Annotated in this window: 18 protein-coding genes; 9 read left to right on the forward strand and 9 right to left on the reverse strand. The window is 64.1% G+C overall.

Going from position 1 to position 20,187, the window contains the following annotated elements; genetic code table 11:
• Positions 1–31 precede the first annotated feature (31 nt).
• Positions 32–1,567, reverse strand: a complete 1,536-nt coding sequence (gene norR / locus CNQ84_RS12950; protein ID WP_096005276.1) for a nitric oxide reductase transcriptional regulator NorR — start codon at positions 1,565–1,567, stop codon at positions 32–34.
• 152 nt (positions 1,568–1,719) lie between these two features.
• Here norR and ytfE point away from each other — a divergent pair, with 152 nt between their 5' ends.
• Together ytfE and CNQ84_RS12960 are read left to right on the forward strand one after the other, a co-directional pair.
• Entirely contained in the window at positions 1,720–2,403 is a 684-nt protein-coding gene (gene ytfE / locus CNQ84_RS12955) for an iron-sulfur cluster repair protein YtfE (protein ID WP_096005277.1), read from the forward strand.
• 13 nt (positions 2,404–2,416) lie between these two features.
• Positions 2,417–3,580, forward strand: a complete 1,164-nt coding sequence (locus CNQ84_RS12960; RefSeq protein WP_096005278.1) for an NnrS family protein — start codon at positions 2,417–2,419, stop codon at positions 3,578–3,580.
• Between the two features lie 10 nt (positions 3,581–3,590).
• Here CNQ84_RS12960 and CNQ84_RS12965 read toward each other — a convergent pair whose 3' ends face one another.
• The 3 genes from CNQ84_RS12965 to CNQ84_RS12975 form a co-directional block, all read right to left on the reverse strand.
• Positions 3,591–4,223 (reverse strand): sensor histidine kinase, encoded by a 633-nt coding sequence (locus tag CNQ84_RS12965; protein ID WP_096005341.1) that lies wholly within the window; start codon positions 4,221–4,223, stop codon positions 3,591–3,593.
• Between the two features lie 62 nt (positions 4,224–4,285).
• Positions 4,286–5,890: a response regulator gene (locus CNQ84_RS12970; protein ID WP_096005279.1), complete on the reverse strand. Its 1,605-nt coding sequence runs from the start codon at positions 5,888–5,890 to the stop codon at positions 4,286–4,288.
• Positions 5,891–6,087: 197 nt separating this feature from the next.
• Positions 6,088–6,759 (reverse strand): Rossmann-fold NAD(P)-binding domain-containing protein, encoded by a 672-nt coding sequence (locus CNQ84_RS12975; RefSeq protein WP_096005280.1) that lies wholly within the window; start codon positions 6,757–6,759, stop codon positions 6,088–6,090.
• A 210-nt stretch (positions 6,760–6,969) separates the two neighbouring features.
• Here CNQ84_RS12975 and CNQ84_RS12980 point away from each other — a divergent pair, with 210 nt between their 5' ends.
• Entirely contained in the window at positions 6,970–7,653 is a 684-nt protein-coding gene (locus CNQ84_RS12980) for a tellurite resistance TerB family protein (RefSeq protein WP_096005281.1), read from the forward strand.
• A gap of 29 nt (positions 7,654–7,682) precedes the next feature.
• Here the strand turns inward: CNQ84_RS12980 and cadR are convergent, their stop codons facing one another.
• Positions 7,683–8,123 carry a Cd(II)/Pb(II)-responsive transcriptional regulator gene (gene cadR / locus CNQ84_RS12985; RefSeq protein WP_096005282.1) on the reverse strand — a complete coding sequence of 147 codons (441 nt, stop codon included), beginning with the start codon at positions 8,121–8,123 and terminating at the stop codon, positions 7,683–7,685.
• A gap of 357 nt (positions 8,124–8,480) precedes the next feature.
• Between cadR and CNQ84_RS12990 the strand changes: the two genes are divergently transcribed.
• The 5 genes from CNQ84_RS12990 to CNQ84_RS13005 all read left to right on the forward strand — a co-directional run bounded on the left by CNQ84_RS12990 (position 8,481) and on the right by CNQ84_RS13005 (position 15,215).
• The gene (locus tag CNQ84_RS12990; protein ID WP_096005283.1) at positions 8,481–10,655 is read left to right on the forward strand and encodes a heavy metal translocating P-type ATPase; all 2,175 of its coding nucleotides are present in this window, start codon (positions 8,481–8,483) and stop codon (positions 10,653–10,655) included.
• Between the two features lie 162 nt (positions 10,656–10,817).
• A complete protein-coding gene (locus CNQ84_RS20505; protein ID WP_165771290.1) occupies positions 10,818–10,973 on the forward strand; it encodes a hypothetical protein in 156 nt (51 codons plus the stop codon).
• Positions 10,974–11,054: 81 nt separating this feature from the next.
• Positions 11,055–11,426, forward strand: a complete 372-nt coding sequence (locus CNQ84_RS12995; protein WP_096005284.1) for a DUF2946 family protein — start codon at positions 11,055–11,057, stop codon at positions 11,424–11,426.
• An 89-nt stretch (positions 11,427–11,515) separates the two neighbouring features.
• Entirely contained in the window at positions 11,516–13,678 is a 2,163-nt protein-coding gene (locus tag CNQ84_RS13000; RefSeq protein WP_096005285.1) for a TonB-dependent receptor, read from the forward strand.
• Between the two features lie 46 nt (positions 13,679–13,724).
• Positions 13,725–15,215: a PepSY domain-containing protein gene (locus tag CNQ84_RS13005; protein WP_096005286.1), complete on the forward strand. Its 1,491-nt coding sequence runs from the start codon at positions 13,725–13,727 to the stop codon at positions 15,213–15,215.
• 35 nt (positions 15,216–15,250) lie between these two features.
• Here the strand turns inward: CNQ84_RS13005 and CNQ84_RS13010 are convergent, their stop codons facing one another.
• The 3 genes from CNQ84_RS13010 to CNQ84_RS13020 all read right to left on the reverse strand — a co-directional run bounded on the left by CNQ84_RS13010 (position 15,251) and on the right by CNQ84_RS13020 (position 17,244).
• Positions 15,251–15,460, reverse strand: coding sequence for a YgdI/YgdR family lipoprotein (locus tag CNQ84_RS13010; RefSeq protein WP_096005287.1), 210 nt, complete (start codon positions 15,458–15,460; stop codon positions 15,251–15,253).
• Between the two features lie 89 nt (positions 15,461–15,549).
• Positions 15,550–16,356, reverse strand: a complete 807-nt coding sequence (locus CNQ84_RS13015; RefSeq protein WP_096005288.1) for an SDR family NAD(P)-dependent oxidoreductase — start codon at positions 16,354–16,356, stop codon at positions 15,550–15,552.
• Positions 16,357–16,527: 171 nt separating this feature from the next.
• Positions 16,528–17,244 carry a hypothetical protein gene (locus CNQ84_RS13020; protein ID WP_096005289.1) on the reverse strand — a complete coding sequence of 239 codons (717 nt, stop codon included), beginning with the start codon at positions 17,242–17,244 and terminating at the stop codon, positions 16,528–16,530.
• Positions 17,245–17,459: 215 nt separating this feature from the next.
• Between CNQ84_RS13020 and CNQ84_RS13025 the strand changes: the two genes are divergently transcribed.
• Positions 17,460–18,170, forward strand: coding sequence for an extensin-like domain-containing protein (locus CNQ84_RS13025; protein ID WP_217350098.1), 711 nt, complete (start codon positions 17,460–17,462; stop codon positions 18,168–18,170).
• On the opposite strand, the gene CNQ84_RS20925 is transcribed toward CNQ84_RS13025, so the two are convergent.
• Positions 18,167–20,119, reverse strand: coding sequence for a phosphatase PAP2 family protein (locus CNQ84_RS20925; protein WP_096005291.1), 1,953 nt, complete (start codon positions 20,117–20,119; stop codon positions 18,167–18,169). The genes CNQ84_RS13025 and CNQ84_RS20925 overlap by 4 nt on opposite strands.
• Between the last annotated feature and the right edge of the window lie 68 nt (positions 20,120–20,187).

Consider the following 20,187-nt stretch of genomic DNA (forward strand, 5'->3'; position numbering starts at 1 on the left):
CAGTGGCCGGTAAGTGTGAGTGCATAGTGGTTCAGCGGCTGTCGCCAGCCTTGATGCCCAGTCGGGCAGCCAGCTTGTGCAGGTTGCTGGCGTCCAGCCCCAATGCGCGGGCGGCTGCGCTCCAATTCTGGTCGCTCTGTTCCAGAGCCAGACGAATCTGCTGGCGTTGCAAGGCCTCGACCGCCTGGCGCAAGGGCTGCACCTGTTGCTGCGGCTCAGCCTCCGCCGGGTCGGCACCGATCGGTGCCGCCATACTGGGAATGTCCAGCAGCGTTGCGTTCAGGCCAATCAGTGCCTGGCGAGAGCCCTCGCGGCCCAGTGCCTTGATGGCCGCGCGACTGATGACATGCTCAAGTTCCCGCACATTGCCGGGCCAGTGGTAGCCCAGCAACGCCTGCTCGGCATCGGCGGTCAGGTGTAAGCCGCGCAGCCCCAGCCGGGTGCGATTCTGTTCAAGAAAGTGGCCGGCCAGCAGCAGCACGTCGTTGCCACGTTCACGAAGAGGGGGGATGGGGACGGGGTAGACTGACAGGCGATGGTACAGGTCGGCGCGAAAATCGCCCTTGGCGACCGAGTCGGCCAGGTTGCGATTGCTGGCGGCGATGATCCGCACATCGACGCGCAGAGGCTGATCGGCCCCCAGACGCTGGATCTCGCCATTTTGCAGCGCGCGCAGCAGCTTGGCCTGCAATGCCAGCGGTAGCTCGCCGATCTCGTCGAGGAACAGGGTTCCGCCGTCGGCAGCGTCGAATCGGCCACCGCGGTCGCCGGTGGCGCCGGAGAAGGCGCCGCGTACATGACCAAAAAGCTCGCTCTCGGCCAGGGTTTCCGGCAGTGCTGCGCAGTTTACCTGCACCAGCGGTTGGCTGGCGCGAGCGGAATGGCGGTGCAGCCAGTGGGCGAACAGCTCCTTGCCCACGCCAGTTTCGCCGCTGAGCAGCACCGGCAGATCGGAATCTGCAACCACTCGGAGCTCATCCAGCAAACGGCTGATCGCTGGGCTGGCGCCAATGATGTTGTGACTCTGCTGGCTGGGCTGTGCTTGCACTTCCTGGCCGCGATGCAGACGCAGGGCGCGATTGTCCTGTTCCAGTCGGGTGATGCGCAGGGTGGTTTCAATCAAGGGCAGCAACTGTTGCAGGCGCTGGCGTGCTCGCTCGTCAAAGGTGCCTGCCTGCAAGGCGTCGAACGTCAATGCGCCCCACAGTTCGCCCTCCATGTAGAGGCTGACGCCCATGCAGTCGTGAACCGGAAGTGGATCATCAGGTGCGCTGTCGAGCAAGCCGTCATAGGGGTCGGGCAGCGGGCTGTCCGGCTCGAACCAGGTCGGTTCGCGGCGAGACAGCAGGGCCGCCAGGCGTGGGTGGCGAGCAATCTCGAAACGTCGACCCAAGGCTTCCTGAACCAGGCCGGTGGCGGCGATTGGGCGCAGGCATTCGCCCTCTCGCTGCAGCAGCACGACAGCGCCACAGGCGAAGGCCTCGCGCAGGACGTGCACCAGGCGCTGCAGACGCACGGCCGCTGGGAGGTCGGCGATCAGGTCCGGCAGTAGCATTTGTACAATCATGGTCAATGTAACCCTGGGGTGGTGTTAATAACCGTACTCGCGTTGGGTTTCTTTGACCATAAAAAATAATTTTATCTATATATCAATAATTTGTGTGATGGCATGACGGTTGCTTTGGAGGAGTGAACAGCACATCAATGCAGGAGTCAGCAATGCACGACGATTACCTTCAGCGCAGTATGGGGGATCTGGCACAAGACATTCCCGGTGCCACCGCACTGTTTCATCAGGCGCGTCTGGACTTTTGCTGTCATGGCCAGCGCAGCCTTTTGGCGGCCTGTGAGCTCAAGGGGCTCGATCCAGCGACTCTGGCTGCAGCCCTGGAGCGTCTGGACGGTGACGGCCGTCCGGGCCGGCGAGACTGGCGACAGGTGACGGCCTCAGAGTTGATTGAACATATCTTGCAGCGTTACCACGCCCGCCACCGGGAGCAGTTGCCGGAGCTGATGCGGCTGGCGCGGCGGGTCGAGCAGGTGCATGGCACACATGAACATTGCCCGCTCGGCTTGGCGGATCTGTTGGGCGAGCTGCTGCAGGAGCTGGAAAGTCATATGCTCAAGGAGGAACAAATCCTGTTTCCGCTGTTGCGGCGGGGGCAAACTGCAATGGCGGGTGGGCCGATTGCGGTCATGCGCTTTGAGCATGAGCAGCACGGTGAAGCGCTGGACGAGATCGCACGTCTGACGCAGGACCTGCAGCTGCCGCCAAACGCATGCAATACCTGGACGGCGCTGTATCGTGGTCTGGAGCAGTTGATGCTGGATCTGAACCAGCATATCCACCTCGAGAACACTATTTTGTTTGCTGGTGCCAACCGGCCGGCTAATCCCGTCTGACAAGGAGTTATACATGTCCCACTCGGTGGCGCTCTTTCGCCTGGGCTTTCGACCGTTCTTTCTCGCCGCTGGCGTGTTTGCCGTGTTGGCAATTCCGCTGTGGGTGGCAGCCTGGTTTGGTGCTCTGGAATGGCAACCGGCCGGTGGCTGGCTGGCCTGGCACCGGCATGAAATGGTGTTTGGTTTTGCCGCGGCGGTGGTCGTGGGGTTTCTGTTGACGGCGGTGCAGAACTGGACCGGTATTGCCGGCCTGTCCGGCTGGCCGCTGGCGGGGCTGGCAGCGCTTTGGCTGGCGGCCCGGATAGGCTGGTTACTGGGGCTTCCGGGCTGGCTGCTGCTGCCGCTGGACTTGGCGTTTCTGCCCGCTGCGGCGCTGGCTCTTGGACGCCGATTGTTCAAGGTCAAACAGCGGCGTAATTACCCGACCGTGCTGGTCTTGCTGCTGCTCAGCCTGTGCAATCTGGTGGCGTTAGCGGGGTTGTTGCAAGGCGATCACAGCCTGCAGCGGCAGGGCGTGCTGGGTGCTATCTGGCTGATCGCCAGCCTGATGACGCTGATTGGTGGGCGAGTGATTCCGTTCTTCACTCGCAATGGCTTGGGGCTGACCTCTGCGCCAGAGCCGCTGGCCTGGCTGGACAACGCCCTGCTGGTGGGCAGCATTGCAGCAGCGCTGCTGGTGCTCTCTGGCGCGGGCCTGAGGCCGCATCCGTTTCAGGCGCTGCTGTTTGCCGCCCTGGCTGCTGGTCATTTGCTGCGCCTGGCGCGCTGGTATAAACCGGCCATCTGGCGGGTGCCGCTGCTGTGGTCATTGCAGCTGTCGTATCTGTGGATGGCGCTGGCTTGTCTGATGATGGCGGGCTGGCATGCTGGCTGGGGGGTGGGGTTTAGCCAGGCGGTGCACCTTCTGGTCATTGGAGGTGTGGCGGGCATGATTTTGGCGATGATCGCCCGGGTGACCCTGGGTCACACCGGCCGTGCCCTGCAGCCTCCGGCGCTGATCAGTGTGGCGTTTGCTGCGCTGAACCTGGCGGTACCGGCCCGTGTCTGGTTGAGCATCTGGTCACCACAGGTAGGTTATTGGCTGGCCGCAGCACTCTGGGCGCTTGCGTTTTTGCTGTTTGTCGGCTGTTACGGACCGATGCTTCTTAGCCCGCGAGTTGACGGAAAACCGGGCTGAGTGTCGCTGCTCAGGGCAGCCAGATACGGAATTCGCCACCACCGAGCGCGCCCTGATTGCTCAGGGCAATGCGTCCGGTAACGCCGTTGCGGCGATGCAGGTGCGCGATGCGCTGACCAAAATACAGCCCCAGGCCGGTACTGCCGGTGCTCATATTGATGCCCAGGGCGTAGTCCGACTGTCCGTCGAGCATGGCTTGTGGATAGCCGTCGCCGTCGTCGCTGATGCTGATCAGTAACTGATCGTGATCCATGCGCGCAGCCAGATGGATGGCTGAGCGGGTGTAACGGATGGCGTTGTTGATGACGTTGCCGACCACGGAGCCGACCAGCTCACCATCGAAAAAGCCCATCAGCCCGTCCTCGGCGACCTCGAAGCTGCCCTGAATAGCGCGAGCGCGCAGGATGTCGTCGTGGCGCGCCAGCTGCGCCTGCAGGAAGTCGTCCAGCTCCAGATAGCTGGGGCGCAGCGGCAGCTGGTTGACCTCCAGCTTGTACAGCCCGAGCATCTGTACCAGCATGCCGTTCAGGCGCATGGATTCGTATTCGATGACGCCGCGTTCATCGGCATTGCCGGCGGACGGTGGCAGACGCTCAAGCAGCTGCCCGTAGGACTGCATCAGCAGGCCAAGGGAGTTTTTCATGTCATGCACGGTGGAGGCGATGACGGTAGAAAAGTCCAGCTGCTCGTCGTCCCGGTGCTCGCTCACAGCGAATCGACCCGTTCCAGCAATTTGCGGTAGCGCTCGTGGCGCGGGTCGCTGGCGGGCAGGCTGCGGACCTGCGCGAGGCAGGCCCGACACTCGGTCAGCAGCGCCTCATCGGGTGTGGCGAGCAGCAGGCGTAGCAGCGATTGGGCGGTGTTGAGCGCGTAACTGATGTTGCGTGGCTGCAGTGACAGCGCTTCGCGGAATGCCTCCAGCGCGGCCGGATACTGTTGCTGTTGGTAGCAGCGCATGCCTTCGCGGTTGCGCGCTGCGGCTTCCTCGCCACCATGCAGGATACCGGGGTTGCTGGTTTGCGCCGCAATGCCGGCCATCACCGCCGGGTCATCGCCGTACATTTCGGCGCAGGTGCCGAGCAACTGGTCAGACTGCTCAGCACAGCCCAGCTCGCGCAGTTGTTCGGCAACGGCGAGGGCGGTGTCTGCACTGAAGAAGGTCTCCAGGTTGGCCAGCTTGTCGGTGGCGCTGCGCAGCATCTGGTCTGCTTCGGCGCTCTTGCCGCTGCGGCGCAGGACGTCGGCCTGCAGCAGGTCGGCACGGGCGCCCAGGCCTTGATCGTCCTTCCAGCCTCGCGTCAGGTCTTCCAGGGTCTGGCGAATCTCCAGCTGAACGCGGGGGTTGGGCGCGGTATCGCCACTTTGTACCTTGAGGCTGTCGGCCAGGCTGAGATGGTGTTCGGGGTTGCGAAAGGCGGAGTGGCGGCCCAGGGTCACGGCCTGACGGTAGGCGCGCACGGCGCGCTCCGGGTCTTCGTTGCTGCGCGCCACGCGCCCGAGCTCGGCCTGGCGTTGCGGGTTGTTGGGCGAGATTTTTACCGCCTGTTCCAAAAATACCTGCGCCTTGAGGGTTTCGCCGCGGGCCAGCTTGACCCGAGCCAGCCCGTCAAAGGCCGCCGGCAGCATTGGGAACTGCTCGATGCCCTGCTCGTAGAGTGCTTCGGCCTGATCCAGCTGGCCGCGTTGCAGCAGGTGGTCGGCGAGTTTCATCAATGCCCAGGGCAGAGGCCGCTGGGCAAGGATGCCCTGCAGTAACTGCTCCAGCGCCTCGTGCTGCTGGAGGGCCGCCAGCGCGTTGGCCTTGTAGCGCTGGCACAGCGGTGCCAGGCGAGGATCGCGTTGCAGCAGGGCATCGCAAGCGCTGGCGACGGCGCGGTGATCGTCGCGCGCCAGCGCGTCGAGAATCGGTGCCAGCAGGCGTTTGCGCTCGACCAGCTTGTCCAGCCGCTGCTGCAGGCTGGCGCGGTTGAAGGGTTTGGTCAGATAGGCGTCGGGCTCGAACTCCAGTGCGGCCATGACCATGGCCTGGCTGCTCTCGGCAGTGACCATGATGAAGATGCAGTGGGGGCTGATCAGCTTTTCGTGGTGCAGCTCTTCGAGCACCTGCTGCCCGTTCTTGCCCTGACCGAGGTTGTAGTCGTGCAGGATGACGTCATATCGGGTTTTGCGGCAGAGGCTGAGAGCTTCCTCGCCGTTGGCGGCAATATCGATGTGCTGGGCGGCCATTTGCCCGAGCATGCCCTTGACCGATGAGCGGAAGTCGCTGAAGTCATCCACTACCAGAAAGCGCATGTTGCTGTAGACGATCATGATTGTTCTGTTTTCCGCTGGACCTGTGTGCATTCTAGACGGTTTGGAACGCCTGCCCGTTCCCGCGGCCAAGACGATGGCGCGAGTAGACACAGTATACAGTGAAATCAAAAGGCCATTATTGATGCGATCGGCAGAACGGCAAGCGGGTTGGTCTGCCCGCCCGGCAGCCGGGCGAGCGCAGTGGCATCAGCCCCTTAGCGACGACGCGCGATGGCGTCGGACTCTATCACATGCTGTCCGACCGGAGCGATAAGCGCGGCCTGCAGCATGGCGGCGGCGACATCGGTGGCTTTGACCGCGCGCAGGCGCTTGGGAATCAGCGGCTTGAAGGTGCGCGATACCAGCAGCCCGACCAGCTCACCCGGCCGGTCTTCGGGGCGGGCGCCATCGAGCAGCGACGGGCGCAGCAGGCTGAGCGAGCGAAAGTCCATGGCGGCCAGATCCTGCTCTACCTCACCTTTGACGCGCAGATAGAACGAGCCCGAGCGTGGGCTGGCGCCCAGCGAGGAGTTGAGTACGAAGGTGCGGGTGCCGGCGTGCCGGGCCAGCCGGGCGCAGGTGCTGACATAGCCCCGGTCCACTGCGCGGAAGGCCTCGCGCGAGCCGGCGTGTTTGCGGGTGGTGCCCAGGGCGCAGAGCGCTGCATCGCAACGCCACCAGTCGGCGTCCTCGGGCAGGTTGTCGAAGTCGACTTGCGGGTTGTCCAGGTGGGCGTAGTGATTCACCGCTGTGGGCAGTGGGCGCCGCGTGGGGGCGACCACCCGGCTGACCTGCGGATCAGCCAGCGCCTGGCGCAGAATTTCCATGCCTACCAGCCCGCTGCCGCCGAGCACCAGCAGGGTCTTGCCTGTGTTGTTGTTGTGCATGTTGTCACTCCGATCCGTGGGGGTTGCGGGGCTGGGCATGTGCCTTTGTGCCGCGGCGTATACTCAGTTAAGCGCTCTGGGACGCCGTTGGCGAGTCGCTGAAAAATATCGCAACAGCTTGCCGTGGAGTGATCGCCTGCAAATCGTGGTCCAAGCAGACAACGCGCAGACGTCGAGGTGTCTGCGTTCTGTCTGCATAAGGAGTCTTGAATGAACACCCAAGGGTTGCTCGATCAGTTGTTGAAGTCCGCCAGTGGTGCACTGTCTGGTGGCAGCAGCACCAATAAGAGCCAAAGCACTGGCGGAGGGAGCCAGCTGGGCAGTCTGTTGTCCGGCGCGGGTGGCGGTGCGCTGGCGGCCGGTGCCGTGGGTCTGCTGCTGGGCAACAAGAAGGCGCGCAAGATGGGCGGCAAGGCGGTGAAGTACAGCGGTATGGCCGCGCTTGGAGTGGTCGCCTTCAAGGCCTGGCAGCAATGGCAGAAGAACAGCGCCAGCGCGCCGCAGGGAGAGCCTCAGACGGTAGACCGCCTGCCCGCACCGCAACAGCAACAGCACAGTCACGCCATCCTGCGCGCGTTGATCGGCGCAGCCAAGGCCGACGGGCATATCGATGACCGCGAGCGGGAGCTGATCGATGCCGAGGTGGCGAAGCTGACCAACGATCCGCAGACCCTGCAGTGGTTTGATGCCGAGCTACGCAAACCGCTGGACCCGGCCGAGGTCGCCAGCGCGGCGCAAACGCCGGAGATGGCGGCGGAGATGTATCTGGCCAGCCTGCTGGTGGTGGATGAGCAGAGCTTTATGGAGAAGGCCTATCTGCAGGAGCTGTCCAGCCAGCTGAAGCTCGATCCGCAGTTGCTGACTGAGCTGGATAATCAGGCTCGGCAGGCCTGAAGCACGGCTGCCGGAGCCTCGTGCGACGGTCAATGGCTGTGACCGACATGCGAGTCCTCCACCGGTGGCTGCACGCTGCCGCTGGTGCCCAGTTGCTGGATGATGCCGCAGGCGTCCATCGGGTGCGGCGCCTGGCACTGGCGGCGTAGTTCGACCAGCTGCTGTTGCAGGTGGGTCAGGGCGGCGATGCGCTGGCCAACGTGCTCGATATGTTCATCGATCAACCCGTTCACGCTGCCGCAGGTTGCCTCGGGTTGCTCGCGCAGGCTGAGCAACTGGCGGATTTCCTCCAGGGTCATGTCCAGTAGCCGACAGTTGCGGATAAACACCAGGCGGTCCAGGTGGGCTTCACTGTACTGGCGATAGTTGCCGGCGCTGCGTCTGGGCGCCGGCAACAGGCCCTCGCGTTCGTAGTAACGAATCGTCTCCACTGCACAGTCGGTGCGTGCTGCCAGCTCTCCGATTTTCATCTGTGTTCTCCCGTTGCTTGACTCTATAGTGGCTACAGGGTTTTTACTTGGCAACAGACCTTAGGGAAGCACTGATCAATTCCACACGCACTCTGCGAGTGCTCAAGCGTGTAGATGCAAGGCGCGATGTGTAGCCAATAGTGGTTCCATTGGCAAGCAGCGCAACGCAGTCAGATGCTTGCTTGAGGGCTCGCCCTGCGGGGCGCTCAGGCCGGGCCGCACTCTGCGTTGTGATTTCTCGACAGGTCCCGACATGCCTTCGAAACCACGCCTTGATTGCAGCCCAGCCGGATGCGGCCCAGCCTGAACGCCAGAGGGCATGTGGAATTAATCAGTGTTTCCCTTGAGAGAACAGCCATGCCTGCCGATCGATCCTGCCACGCCGAACACAGCTGCTGCGCCGCTGCCAGCGCAGCGCCAACCGCCGACCTGCAGCCCCATGAGGGCAGTATGCTCAGTCGTATTCGTATCCTGCAGATGGACTGTCCGACCGAGGAGCGCCTGCTGCGCGCTCGACTGGAGCGGCGCCCGGAGGTGCTGGAGCTGCACTTCAACCTGCTGCAGCGGGTCATGACTGTACGCCATTCGCCGCAAGGCTTGGACGCTGTGCTGGCGGCCATCGACAGCCTGGGCTTTACCCCGCAGCTGCTCGGTGATGAGCCGGCGCCTGCCGCGCCCATGCGGCCCTGGTGGCCGCTGGCCGTAGCCGGCGTGCTGGCACTGGGCGCGGAGGTCAGCCACTGGCTGGACCAGCCCGGCTGGATCAGCGCCTTGCTGGCGTTGGTAGCCATTGCGCTGGGTGGGTTGGACACCTACCGCAAGGGCTGGGTGGCGGTGCGCCAGCGGACCTTGAATATCAACGCTCTGATGAGCATCGCGGTGACGGGGGCGGTGCTGATTGGTCAGTGGCCCGAGGCGGCCATGGTGATGGTGTTGTTCAGTCTGGCCGAACTGATTGAGGCGCGTTCTTTGGCGCGCGCCCGCGATGCCATCGGGGGCCTGCTGACGCTGGCGCCGGAGCAGGCTAGCGTGCGCCAGGCTGACGGCAGCTGGGTATTGCAGCCGGTCGGCGAGGTGCTGCTTGGCGCCGAGGTGCGGGTGGGCCCCGGCGAGCGCATCGCGCTGGATGGCGAGGTGCTGGAGGGGCGCTCCAGCGTTGACCAGGCGCCGATCACCGGGGAGAGCATGCCGGTCGACAAGCAGCCGGGCGCGACGCTCTACGCCGGTACTATCAACCAGTACGGCAGTCTGGTTTACCGCACCACGGCGCTGGCCGGCGGCACCACCCTGGCACGCATTATCCAGGCGGTGGAGCAGGCCCAGGCGCAGCGCGCGCCGACCCAGCGACTGGTCGATCGCTTTGCGGCGCGCTACACCCCGGCCGTCTGTCTGCTTGCCCTGCTGGTGGCAGTGCTGCCGCCGCTGCTGCTCGATGGCCAGTGGCTGGACTGGGTCTACCGCGCGCTGGTGCTGCTGGTGGTGGCCTGCCCCTGCGCGTTGGTTATCTCGACCCCGGTGACCATCGTCAGTGCGCTGGCGGCCGGTGCCCGGCGCGGCATGCTGATCAAGGGCGGGGCTTATCTGGAGCTGGGCGGCAAGCTGGATCTGGTCGCCCTCGACAAGACCGGCACCCTAACTGAAGGGCGTCCGCAGCAGACCGACTTTGAGCTGCTGGCCGGGGACTCGCCCGAGCAGGTCCAGCAGCTGGCTACCAGTCTGGCGGCGCGTTCTGACCACCCGGTCTCGCGCGCGCTGGCCAACGCCTGTGAGCTGCCCCGGCAGGAGGTGACGGACTTTGCCGCGCAGCCCGGTCAGGGCGTCAGCGGGGTGATTGGCGGCCAGCACTATTACCTGGGCAACAGCCGTTTGCTGAAGCAACTGGCCCTGCGTGACGATGCGCTGGGCTGGCGGGTGCAGCTGTTGCAGCGTGAAGGCAAGTCGGTGGTGCTGCTGTGTACCGACGAGCAGGTGCTGGCGCTGTTTGCCGTGGCCGATACGCTCAAGGCCGGTAGCCGCGATGCGGTGCGCGAGCTGCATGCGCTGGGCGTCGAAACCCTGATGCTCAGTGGCGACAATGCGCCAACGGTGCAGGCCATGGCGACCCAGGTGGGTATTGAACAGGCGCGGGGCAACCTGCTGCCCGAGGACAAGCTGGCGGCGGTGCGCGCCGAACGTGAGCGCGGCCGCTGTGTGGCCATGGTCGGCGACGGTATCAACGATACGCCGGCTCTGGCGGCGGCCGACATGGGCTTTGCCATGGCAGCAGCCGGGACCGATACGGCGATCGAGACCGCCGATGTGGCGTTGATGGATGATGATCTTCGCAAGCTGCCGGCGTTCATACGGCTGTCGCGGCAGACCGTGCGTGTGCTTCATCAGAACATCTGGCTGGCGCTGGGCTGCAAGGCGGTGTTTCTGGCGCTGACGGTGGCCGGCACCGCGACACTGTGGATGGCGGTGTTTGCGGACTTGGGCGTCAGCCTGCTGGTGGTGGCAAACGGTTTGCGGATGCTGCGCACCGCCCAGGGGTGACGCGAAAGCGACACACAATTTTCACTGGACGAAGGGCGTTTTATGCAACAGACTGTTGTGACTGAATGCTGCCACGCGTCCATGAGCATCTGGAACGGGGCAGTGCTTCGCTAATAAAAACAACATCTGCGTGCCACACCGATGGTATGCAAGGAGCACATCATGACCCGCCGCTACTCCGTGTGGCTGTTGCCCGGCGCCCTTGCCGTTGTTCTCTGTGCCGCCAGTCTGCTGGCATCGGCCCAATCCGAGCTGGCCGTGCAAACCATTGCCGGTATTCCGGTCGCCCCCTTTGCCGATATCTTCAATCGTTTCTGACCCGGTGCCCGCGGCCAGCAGGACGCTGCGACCTTTGGTCGCGTAACCGCGCCAGGTTTCAGTGCTGCTAAACTGCGTGCCATGACGCTGAGTCCTACCCGCCGCTCCTTCACTGCCTGGCTGCTCTATGCCAGCCTGTTGCTCAATGTGCCGACCTGTGGTCTGGCGCACGGGCAGCTGTTGGGGCTGGATCTGAGTGGCGCAGGCATCGTGTTCTGCTCCATGAGCAGCGGCATGATCAGCCTCGGCGACGACGACGCCTCCGGCGCCGGCATGCTGGCGGTCAAGTGTCCGGTGTGCGCCGTGGTGCTGGGCATGGGGCTGTTGTTTGCGCTGGCCTGGCTCGGCCTGCTGCGCCGCCCGCAACGCCTGCGCCCACCGGCGCGCAGCTATCCTCCCCATCCCCGTTATCTCTGGCCGTCTGCCAACCCCCGCGCCTCGCCGGCGTTCTGACCTGTACCGCGTTTTCCATTCGCAGCGCTGCCTGACCGCCAAGGTCGGTTGCGCGCGCGAGCCTGTGTACCTGTCAGGAATGACCTTGCATGAAATCGACTTACCCGCTGTACGTTGGCGCACTGCTGTGTGCGCCTTTTACCCTGGCTGCCGCCGAGCAGGCCACGGAACTGCCGACCCTGCTGATTACCGGTCAGCAAGACCATAACAATGCGCTGCAACTGGATACCCCTGCCGAGTCAGGCTCGCGCCTGGGGCTGACGGTGCGGGAAACGCCCGCCTCGGTCAGCGTGGTGGGCCGCGAGCAAATCGAACAGCGTGATGCGCTGGATACCCAGGATATTCTCTCCGGGGTGCCGGGTGTCACCGCTGCATCGCCGCCCGGCCAGGCCGGTTTTGTGTCCTGGCGCGGCTTTACCGGCGCGCAGGTGACGCAGATGTTCAACGGCATCACCGTGCAGTACGACAGCATTGCCGCCCGCCCGGTCGACAGCTGGATCTTTGACCGCGTTGAGGCCATTGGCGGCGCTTCCAGCTTTCTTAATGGTGCCGGCGGGGTTGGCGGCTCGATCAACTACATCACCAAACTGGCCGACCCGAGCGAGTCGTTTCGCGAGGCGCGCATCCGCTATGGCAGCTTTGACAGCCGTGAGCTGGCGCTGGGCGTCAACCAGCTGCTGACCGAGGGGCCGGTACGCAATACCCTGCGGCTGGATATCAGCCAGACCGACAGCAACGGTTGGGCTGACCGCGAAGAGCGCAGCGCCTTTACCGGCGCGCTGTCGCTGCGCACCGATTTCAACGAACGGCTGTCGCATACCCTGGCGCTGGAGTATCAGAACGAGCAGGTGGACAGCCCCTACTGGGGCACTCCGGCGCTGCAGCCACTGGGTGGCGAGATGAAGATCGATGACAGCCGCCGCTTCGAGAACTACAACGTCGAGGACGGGCGTTACGAGCAGCGGGTGCGCTGGCTGCGCTCGATCACCGAGTATCAGCTCAGCGACCAGACCCGCCTGCGCAATACCTACTATCACTACAACACCCAGCGCGATTACCGCAATCTGGAGCGCTACACCTATACCGCCGACAACAGCCAGATCAGCCGCTCGGCTGCGCTGCTGCAGCGCCACGATCAGGAGCTGAACGGCAACCGCGTCGACCTGCTGCATGAAGGCATGCTCTGGTCACGGCGCAGCGACTGGTCGCTGGGGCTGGACTACAGCCACAACGTGCAGACCCGCTACCCGCGCTCGATCTCGGCGGTGTTTGATGTGGTGGACCCGGATCACTTCAATCCGGGCCGGTTCTACGATATTCCCGGCATGACCCCCGGCCACGACCCGCAGCGCACCAACGAGGTCGACACCTGGGCACTGTATCTGGAAAACCGCACCGAGCTGACCGACCGGCTGGCGCTGATCAGCGCCCTGCGTCACGACTGGATCGACCTGGAGGTCACCAACCATCAGACGCCGTCGGCGACCAATCCGGCGTTCTTCAGCCAGACCTACGAGCCGACCACCGGCCGTCTGGGCCTGGTTTACCAACTCACGCCGGCAGCCAACGTCTACGTGCAGTACAGCACGGCGGCGGATCCGCCGTCCGGCATCCTCACCACCGCCAGTTTCAATCAGGTGCAAGACTTTGACTTGACCACCGGCGAGCAGTGGGAAATCGGCAGCAAGCTGGATTTCCTCGACGGACGCGGCTCGGCCACCCTGTCGCTGTACCAGCTGGAGCGTGAAGACCTTTCCACCGCGGACCCGAACAACCCGGGTCAGACCCTGCCGGTTGGCAAGCAGTCAGCCCGTGGCATCGAGCTGGCAGCGGCGCTGCAGGTGACCGACAGCGTGCGCGCCGAGGGCAACATGGCCTGGGTCGATGCCGAGTACGACGAGTTTAATGCCAACGTCGGCGGCAGCGCGGTGTCCTACGCGGGCAACCGGCCGAGCAATGTGCCCAAGCGGGTCGCCAACCTCTGGCTGACCTGGGCGCCGCTTAGCGACTGGCAGCTGGGCCTGGATACCCGCTATGTGTCCTCGGTCTATGCCGATTCGGCCAACACCCTGTGGGTGCCGTCCTACACCCTGTTTGGGGCGCATGTGCGTTACCAGCTCAGCGCCGAGACCGAGCTGACCCTGCGTGGGCGCAACCTGACTGACGAGATATACGCCCGGCAGGCCGGGAGCAGCATGCTGTATCTCGGCGCACCGCGTAGCGTCGAGCTGAGCCTGCAGACGCGTTTCTGATGCAGTCGTGCCGCCGGCCTTGCTGGCCGGCGGTCAGGAGATATCGATGAAACGCCATCTTTATTTATGGCACCGCTGGTTGGGTATTGGCCTGTGCCTGTTTATGGCCATGTGGTTTTTTTCGGGCATGGTGATGCTCTATGTCGGCTATCCCAAGCTGACCCCGCGTGAGCATCTGGCGCACCTGCCGGCGCTGCCGCTTGAGGGCTGCTGCGCTGTACCGATGAGGGCTGGCGCCGACTGGGCCGAAGGGCTGACCCTGAGCAGCATCGGCGGCGAGCCGGTGTATCTGCTGCCACGCCCAGGTCAGGCTGCGCAGGTGCTCGACGCGCGAACAGGAACGCCTGTCGGGCCGGTGGATGCGGCGCGGGCGATGGCAGCCGCAGCCCAGTTCGCGCCGGGGGCAGCGGCCGAGCTGCAAGCGCTGATCGACGAGGACGCCTGGACGCACTCGCGCGGGCTGGATGCCCACCGACCGCTCTACCGTATCGCCCTGCACGACGCAGAGCATCGACTGATCTATGTCTCCAGCCAGACCGGTGCGGTCGTGCGTGATGCTACTGGCACCGAGCGGGTATGGAACTGGGTCGGTACCTGGATTCACTGGTTGTATCCGCTGCGCGGCAATGCGCTGCAGCCGATCTGGACGGACACCGTAATCTGGCTGTCGCTGATCGCTACCCTGATGGCCGTGTTGGGCATGGTGCTGGGCGTGCTGCGTTGGCGGCGCAGGCCCTATCGCAGTGGCAGCCACTCGCCCTACAGCGGCTGGGCGCGCTGGCACCATGTGACCGGTCTGGTGGCCGGGGTATTGCTGGTGAGCTGGATTTTCAGCGGGCTGATGTCGATGAACCCCTGGGGCATCTTCAGTCATCGCCCATCGCTGAATCTAGCGGCTTTCAGTGGCGCACCGGCAGCACCGCAGACCGACACCGCGTCGCTATTGCGCCGGTTCCAGGCCGACGGCTGGCGCCCGGTCGAGCTGCAATGGCGCCCGGTCGCTGGCCGCTATTGGGTTACCGCGCGCAGCGCCGACGGTGAGCAGCGGGTACTCGATGGGCGCAGCGGCCAGCCGGTGGCGCAGCTGCCCGTTGAGCTGTTGCACGGAGCCATTGCCGCCATGGCGCCGCACCGCCAGGTGCAGTTTGAGTGGCTCACCGATTACGACTTCTACTATTACCCGCGTACCGAGCACAGCATGCTGGGGCATCTGCCCAAACCGCTGCCAATGCTGCGGGCGCGCTTCGATGATGGTAGCTGGGTAGAGGTCGACCCGGCCACCGGAGCGTTATTGGGGCAGAGCACGCCGGCGCGGCGGGTGTCGCGGGTGCTGTTTGCTCTGCTGCATAGCTGGGACTGGCTGCCGCTGCTGGAGCGCAGGCCTTTGTGGGATATCTGGATGGTCGGTTTCAGCCTGGGCGGGCTGCTGATCAGTGTCAGTGGCGTGGTGATCGGCTGGCGGCGGTTACGCCTGCGTCGGCGCCGCCGGGTCCGCCAGGGGCTGCAGGGGAGACGCGTGATCGAAGGGCAACAGTGACAACAACGCGCCCTGCCTGGCAGGGCGCGGCGGGCCTAGCGCTCTATCACCTGTTTGACACTGGTAGCGGGGATCGCCTGCTCACGCCCTTCGGTGTCCTCAAAGATGTACATGTCGGAGTCCGGGTCCAACTTTGGTCTGCCGTCTGTGGCGATCAGTTGGCCGTCGTTGGTGCTGATGAGGTATTCGCTTGAGCAACCGGCTAAAGCGGTTGCGCAGAGCAAGGCGATAAGCAGCTGTTTCATAGATAACGCTCCTTGTACTCAGAGCGCGCATCACACCCGTGATGCGCTGCTTGATTCACCTTAGACGTGCCCCGCGGAGCCTGCCACGCCTACTGGTTCACAGCACTGGGATCTACCGACGCGCCCGCGCCTCGTTCTGCGCGCTGCTTGGCGAGTCGGGTGCCTTCGGCGGCGGTAAAGGCGAAGGTGCGCTCCGGGTCGCTGGCGCGCAACTGCAGGGCCAGCAGTTCCTGCCCCTCGGCCACCACGATGTCGTGCTGGCGCTGTGCCAGACCGTCGAGAATGGTTTTAGCTGCATCGTTCGGGTCAATGCCGTTATCGATGTTGGCGTCGGAGCGACCGCGTGCGGCGCCGCTACCTTCCAACGCATTGCTGGCGATGGCGGTGCGCACCGAGCCCGGCAGAATCACGCTCACGCCAATCCCGTAGGCCTCTTCCACCTCGGCGCGCAGGGCTTCGAAGTAGCCGACAACGGCGTGCTTGGCGCCGCAGTAGCCGGTGCGCATCGGTGCCCCTAGCTTGCCGGCAACCGAGCTGACCACGGCCAACTGACCGCTGCCTTGTTCGACCAGGCGCGGCAGTAACAGTTGGGTCAATGCGACAGGGGCCAGATAGTCGATGTCGATCAACTTGCGATAGACGTCAAAGCTAGTGTCCAGCGCCAGGCTGCGTTGGCTGACACCGGCGTTGTTGATCAGCAGGTCAATGCGTCCCTGCCACGCCCAGGCCTGCTCAACCAGCGCTGGCAGACGGTCGTAGTCGGTGGTTTCGAAGGGCAGTACCAGGGTGCGTTCAGGTGCCAGCGCAGCCAGTTGCTGCAGCGCCTCGACCCGGCGGCCGGAGAGAATGACGGCGGCACCGTCTGCCAGTAGCGCCCGGGACAGGGCCTCACCGATACCCGACGAGGCGCCGGTACGCGCGAAGCAAAGCTCATGGTTGTTGTTCTCCGTTGTTGAGCGGGCAGCAGTGGCCCTGGGAGGCCCACCTTATGCTCTGCCTTGCTACGGAGACTGTCATGCGCATGACAGTTGGCCGAGGCGCAGGGCTGGCTGCGCCTCGGGACAGGCTCAGTTGGTGTTCAGCGCGGTTTGCAGAGTGCTGACATCCAGCTGGTTGGCGCTGGCGTAGGACATGAACGATTGCGAAGTACCAGACCAGGCCGACAGCAGCGCCGGCAGGTTGCGGGCGATGGTGGTGGCGTCGCCCAGGCTGCTGGTCAGCTGTGCAGCGGCCATCGGGTTGGACAGCAGCGAGCCGGCGGCGCCCTGCGCGTTGTTGATCCACTGGCTGAAGGCGCCGCTCAGTTTGGCGCCTTCTTGGATACCGGCGGTGTAGTACGGGATTGCCTCGATCAGGGCGGCGCGGTTCTCGCCGCTCATGGCTACGGCCTGGCTCAGGGCATTCTGAATCAGCTGCTGGTTGGTGCTGGTCAGCTGGGTATCGCGCAGAATGACGTCGGAGTCGGTTACACCGCCGACGGCGTACTGCTGGGCCGCGTTCATGGTTTGGGTTGCCGCATCGGCATTGCCAGTGGCCTGCAGGGTCTTGGCCTGGGCAATCAGCATGTTGTTCATGCTGGCGTTGAAACGCAGCATCAGGTCGCTGTGTTGTTGCTCCAGTGCGCTGTTGTCGCTGGCATTGCCGTTACCCTGGGTGGCGGTATTCAGCGCCGCGCCGGCGACCGATTTGATCGCGTCCAGCCCAAAGGCCTGGGCCTGGCCGGAGGCCAGCAGGCCGGCTGCAACAAGGCCAATCAGGCCGGTGTGGAAGCGTTTAGTGTTCATATCCGTTGCTCCTGGAAAAGTGCATCATGCTAGGTGTGATTGCCCGCCCCGTTGGCTAGTCTGTATTGCTGAAACAACCGATGTAGAGCTGCGCAGTCTTGTCTGTTCTGACGGGCTTGGCGAATGTACAGCAAATGCAGGCGAGGGCGTACCCCGCGTTCTGGGGGTGTGAAGGGCGTCAATCAAAAACATGCTCGAGGATGCGAACCCGCTTGATGAAAGTGTTCTGTGTTGTTTGTCTGATACTACTGCTTGTCGCTGGTAGCTTTTTGCTTGGTCTCCAACAGCAGTGGTGGACAGTGCCGCGCCAGTGGAACCCCTTTGCGCCGCTGCACCTGGCAGACCCGGTCACCCCGCTGACGCGCTGGAAGTTGCAGCGCCTGGGCGATGACCCCGAGGCTTGCCTGACTGTCCTGCAAACCGCGCCGGCCGGCACGCTGACCTATCAGCCACTGGCCGACTACACGCCGGTCGCCAATTGTCCATTGAGCAATGTTGTGCGTCTGCGCGGCACCACGCTGCAGCTCAGCAGCAGCTTTGTCGCCCGTTGTCCGCTGGTCGCCGCCTGGGCGCTGTACGAACAGCATCGTCTGCAGCCATTGGCACAAACGCACTTTGGCCAGCCGGTCGCGCGGCTGACCCACTACGGCAGCTTCGCCTGTCGCAACATCTACCACCGTGAGAATGCCCGGCGCAGTGATCACGCCACGGCCTCGGCGCTGGATGTCGCGTCCCTGTCGCTGGCGGACGGCACGGACATTTCGGTACTGCGGGACTGGGATGACGGGGGCGAGAAAGGTGCTTTTCTGCGAGCCGCCTTTGCGGATGCCTGCTCGTTTTTTGGCACCAGCCTCGAGCCGGATTACAACGCCGCGCACGCCAACCACTTCCACTTTGGCCTGCGCGGCTTTGGCATTTGCCGTTAACGCACCGTTGCGGTGACGCGTTGACCGCTGTAGCTCAGATCTACCGCGACGTCAGACTCGACGCTGCTGAAGGTGCCGCTCAACCGGTTGGCTGACAGCAGCACAAACTGGCTGCCACTGGCCGGTGCCAGCTCGGAGAAGTCCAGCTTCAGGGTAGCGCCGTCGATATAGGCAATCTCGCCAACGGTAACCTGGGTGCCATCGTCTGCCATGCGCAGCTCCAGGGTGCCGGCGTCTAGCGTGAGGTTGCCAGCAAGCGCTAGTGCGCCCTCAACATCGACAGCGACGCGGCCATCCTCAAGATAGAGGTCACCGTCGCCGAAGGCACTGGTCGATTCGGCGCGCAAGGTGCCGGCGCTTACCAGGGTGCCGCCGGTGTAGCTGTTGTCGCCGCTCAAAACCAGCTCGCCGCTACCTGACTTGCTCAGGCGTCCGCTGCCGCTGATATCGTTTCTCCACCAGTCACGGGCGTGGAAGCCACCCTGGCTGGCATCCATATCGACCGCCACGTCGGCGAGAAAGGCGCCGTAACCGTCAGCGGCAGTCACCAGGTCAATACGTCCCCAGCCGTTGGTGGCATCCAGCAGCGGATAGCCGGAGTCGATGGACGTGGTGTAGAGCACGGCGCGGCGTTGTTCGTCGCTCAGGTAAGGTTGGCGTGTGAGCAGCAGCGCTTCGGCGCCGTCCGGCACTATCGGGTCCTGCCCGGCGCTGGCCTCGTCGTGCCCCAGCTCATAGGTCATGCGGAAGCGATACAGCGCTTTGTTGGCCTCGTGATCGTCGTACTGGCTGGTATTGAAGACCTCGGTGTTGACCAGATTGCCGCTGATGCGCCCGGCCTCGTTTGTAATCGGCTGGTGGGCGAGCTCATACAGGCTCAGGTCCTGTTCGGCGGCAAGTTGGCCGAAGAAACCCTGAGCGCTGTCATAGGCGGCGGTGGCGTCGGCCAGGATGTCCGGCTGAGCCAGTGCATGGGCGGCCACCATCATGGCGTGAATGCGCCCGCCAATGACATCGACCGGCGAATGCATGCCGGCAACGATACGGTTCTCGCCGAGCTGCGAGCCGCGCGTCAGCATCTCCGCGTAGCGCTGCGGTAACGCGTAGGCGTATGCCATGGCCGCCAGATAGCCGGCGTTGGTGTGGCCGCTGGGGTAGCCCCCGTCCTTGCGGCGGTTCTCGGTGTTTTCGCTGTAGAGGCCTTTGTCGTGATCGCTGCTTTTATGCGGGCGCTGCGCGCAGGTCAGACCGGGGACCAGCTTCACGCTGGTGGTGTACTGATCAGTCAGCTGGACCGTCAGGTTGCCGTCCACGTCGTAGCAGTTGTGATTGGCGGTACCGAGAAAATCGATGGCGCCGGTGTCGGTCATGCGCCAGGGGCGCGGAGTGGAGAAAATGTACTTGGACGCGTTGGTGGAGGCGGGTGCACGTTGGCGGAAGGCATCGACCAGCGTCACGACGGCACCGAGTTCAGATGTCTTGCTGCCAGCCCAGGCAATACCATCGTTGTTGCCGGAGCCAAAGTTGACGTCCTGCAGCACCTGATCAACCGTGGGTACCGGCACATCGACGTAGGCACCTGAATGGGCCACATAGGCCTCGGTGAGCGGGCCGTAGCCGTCGATCACGCTGTAGTTCTTGGAGCGTACATCATCCAGGAAGGCATGGATGGCCTGGTCGTCAGTCCGCTCGGTGGTGACATCGATCACGTACTGGATGTTGGCCTGCCAGACTGGCGCGTCAACAATGGGATCGTCCAGATAGTCGCTCGGACCATCGCCTGAAGCCCCTTGCTGGTAGGCGTCGGAGGTGCCCTTCCAGACCTGGTTGATATCGCGCAGCAGGTAAGCAATCGGGTTGTCGTCCAGCACCCAGCGCAGTGTGCCGTCGGCGTTGTTGCCGGCATACAGGGTGGCCGGTGTGGGGTACAGACTGTCAGGTACCGGCACCGCAAACTCGCTACCGGTGCCTGCTGGTTTGGCAGGTTTGCTGATGCTGGCGTTGTCGTCGCTGTCCG

Source organism: Pseudomonas abyssi, assembly GCF_002307495.1.
Lineage (GTDB): Bacteria > Pseudomonadota > Gammaproteobacteria > Pseudomonadales > Pseudomonadaceae > Halopseudomonas > Halopseudomonas abyssi.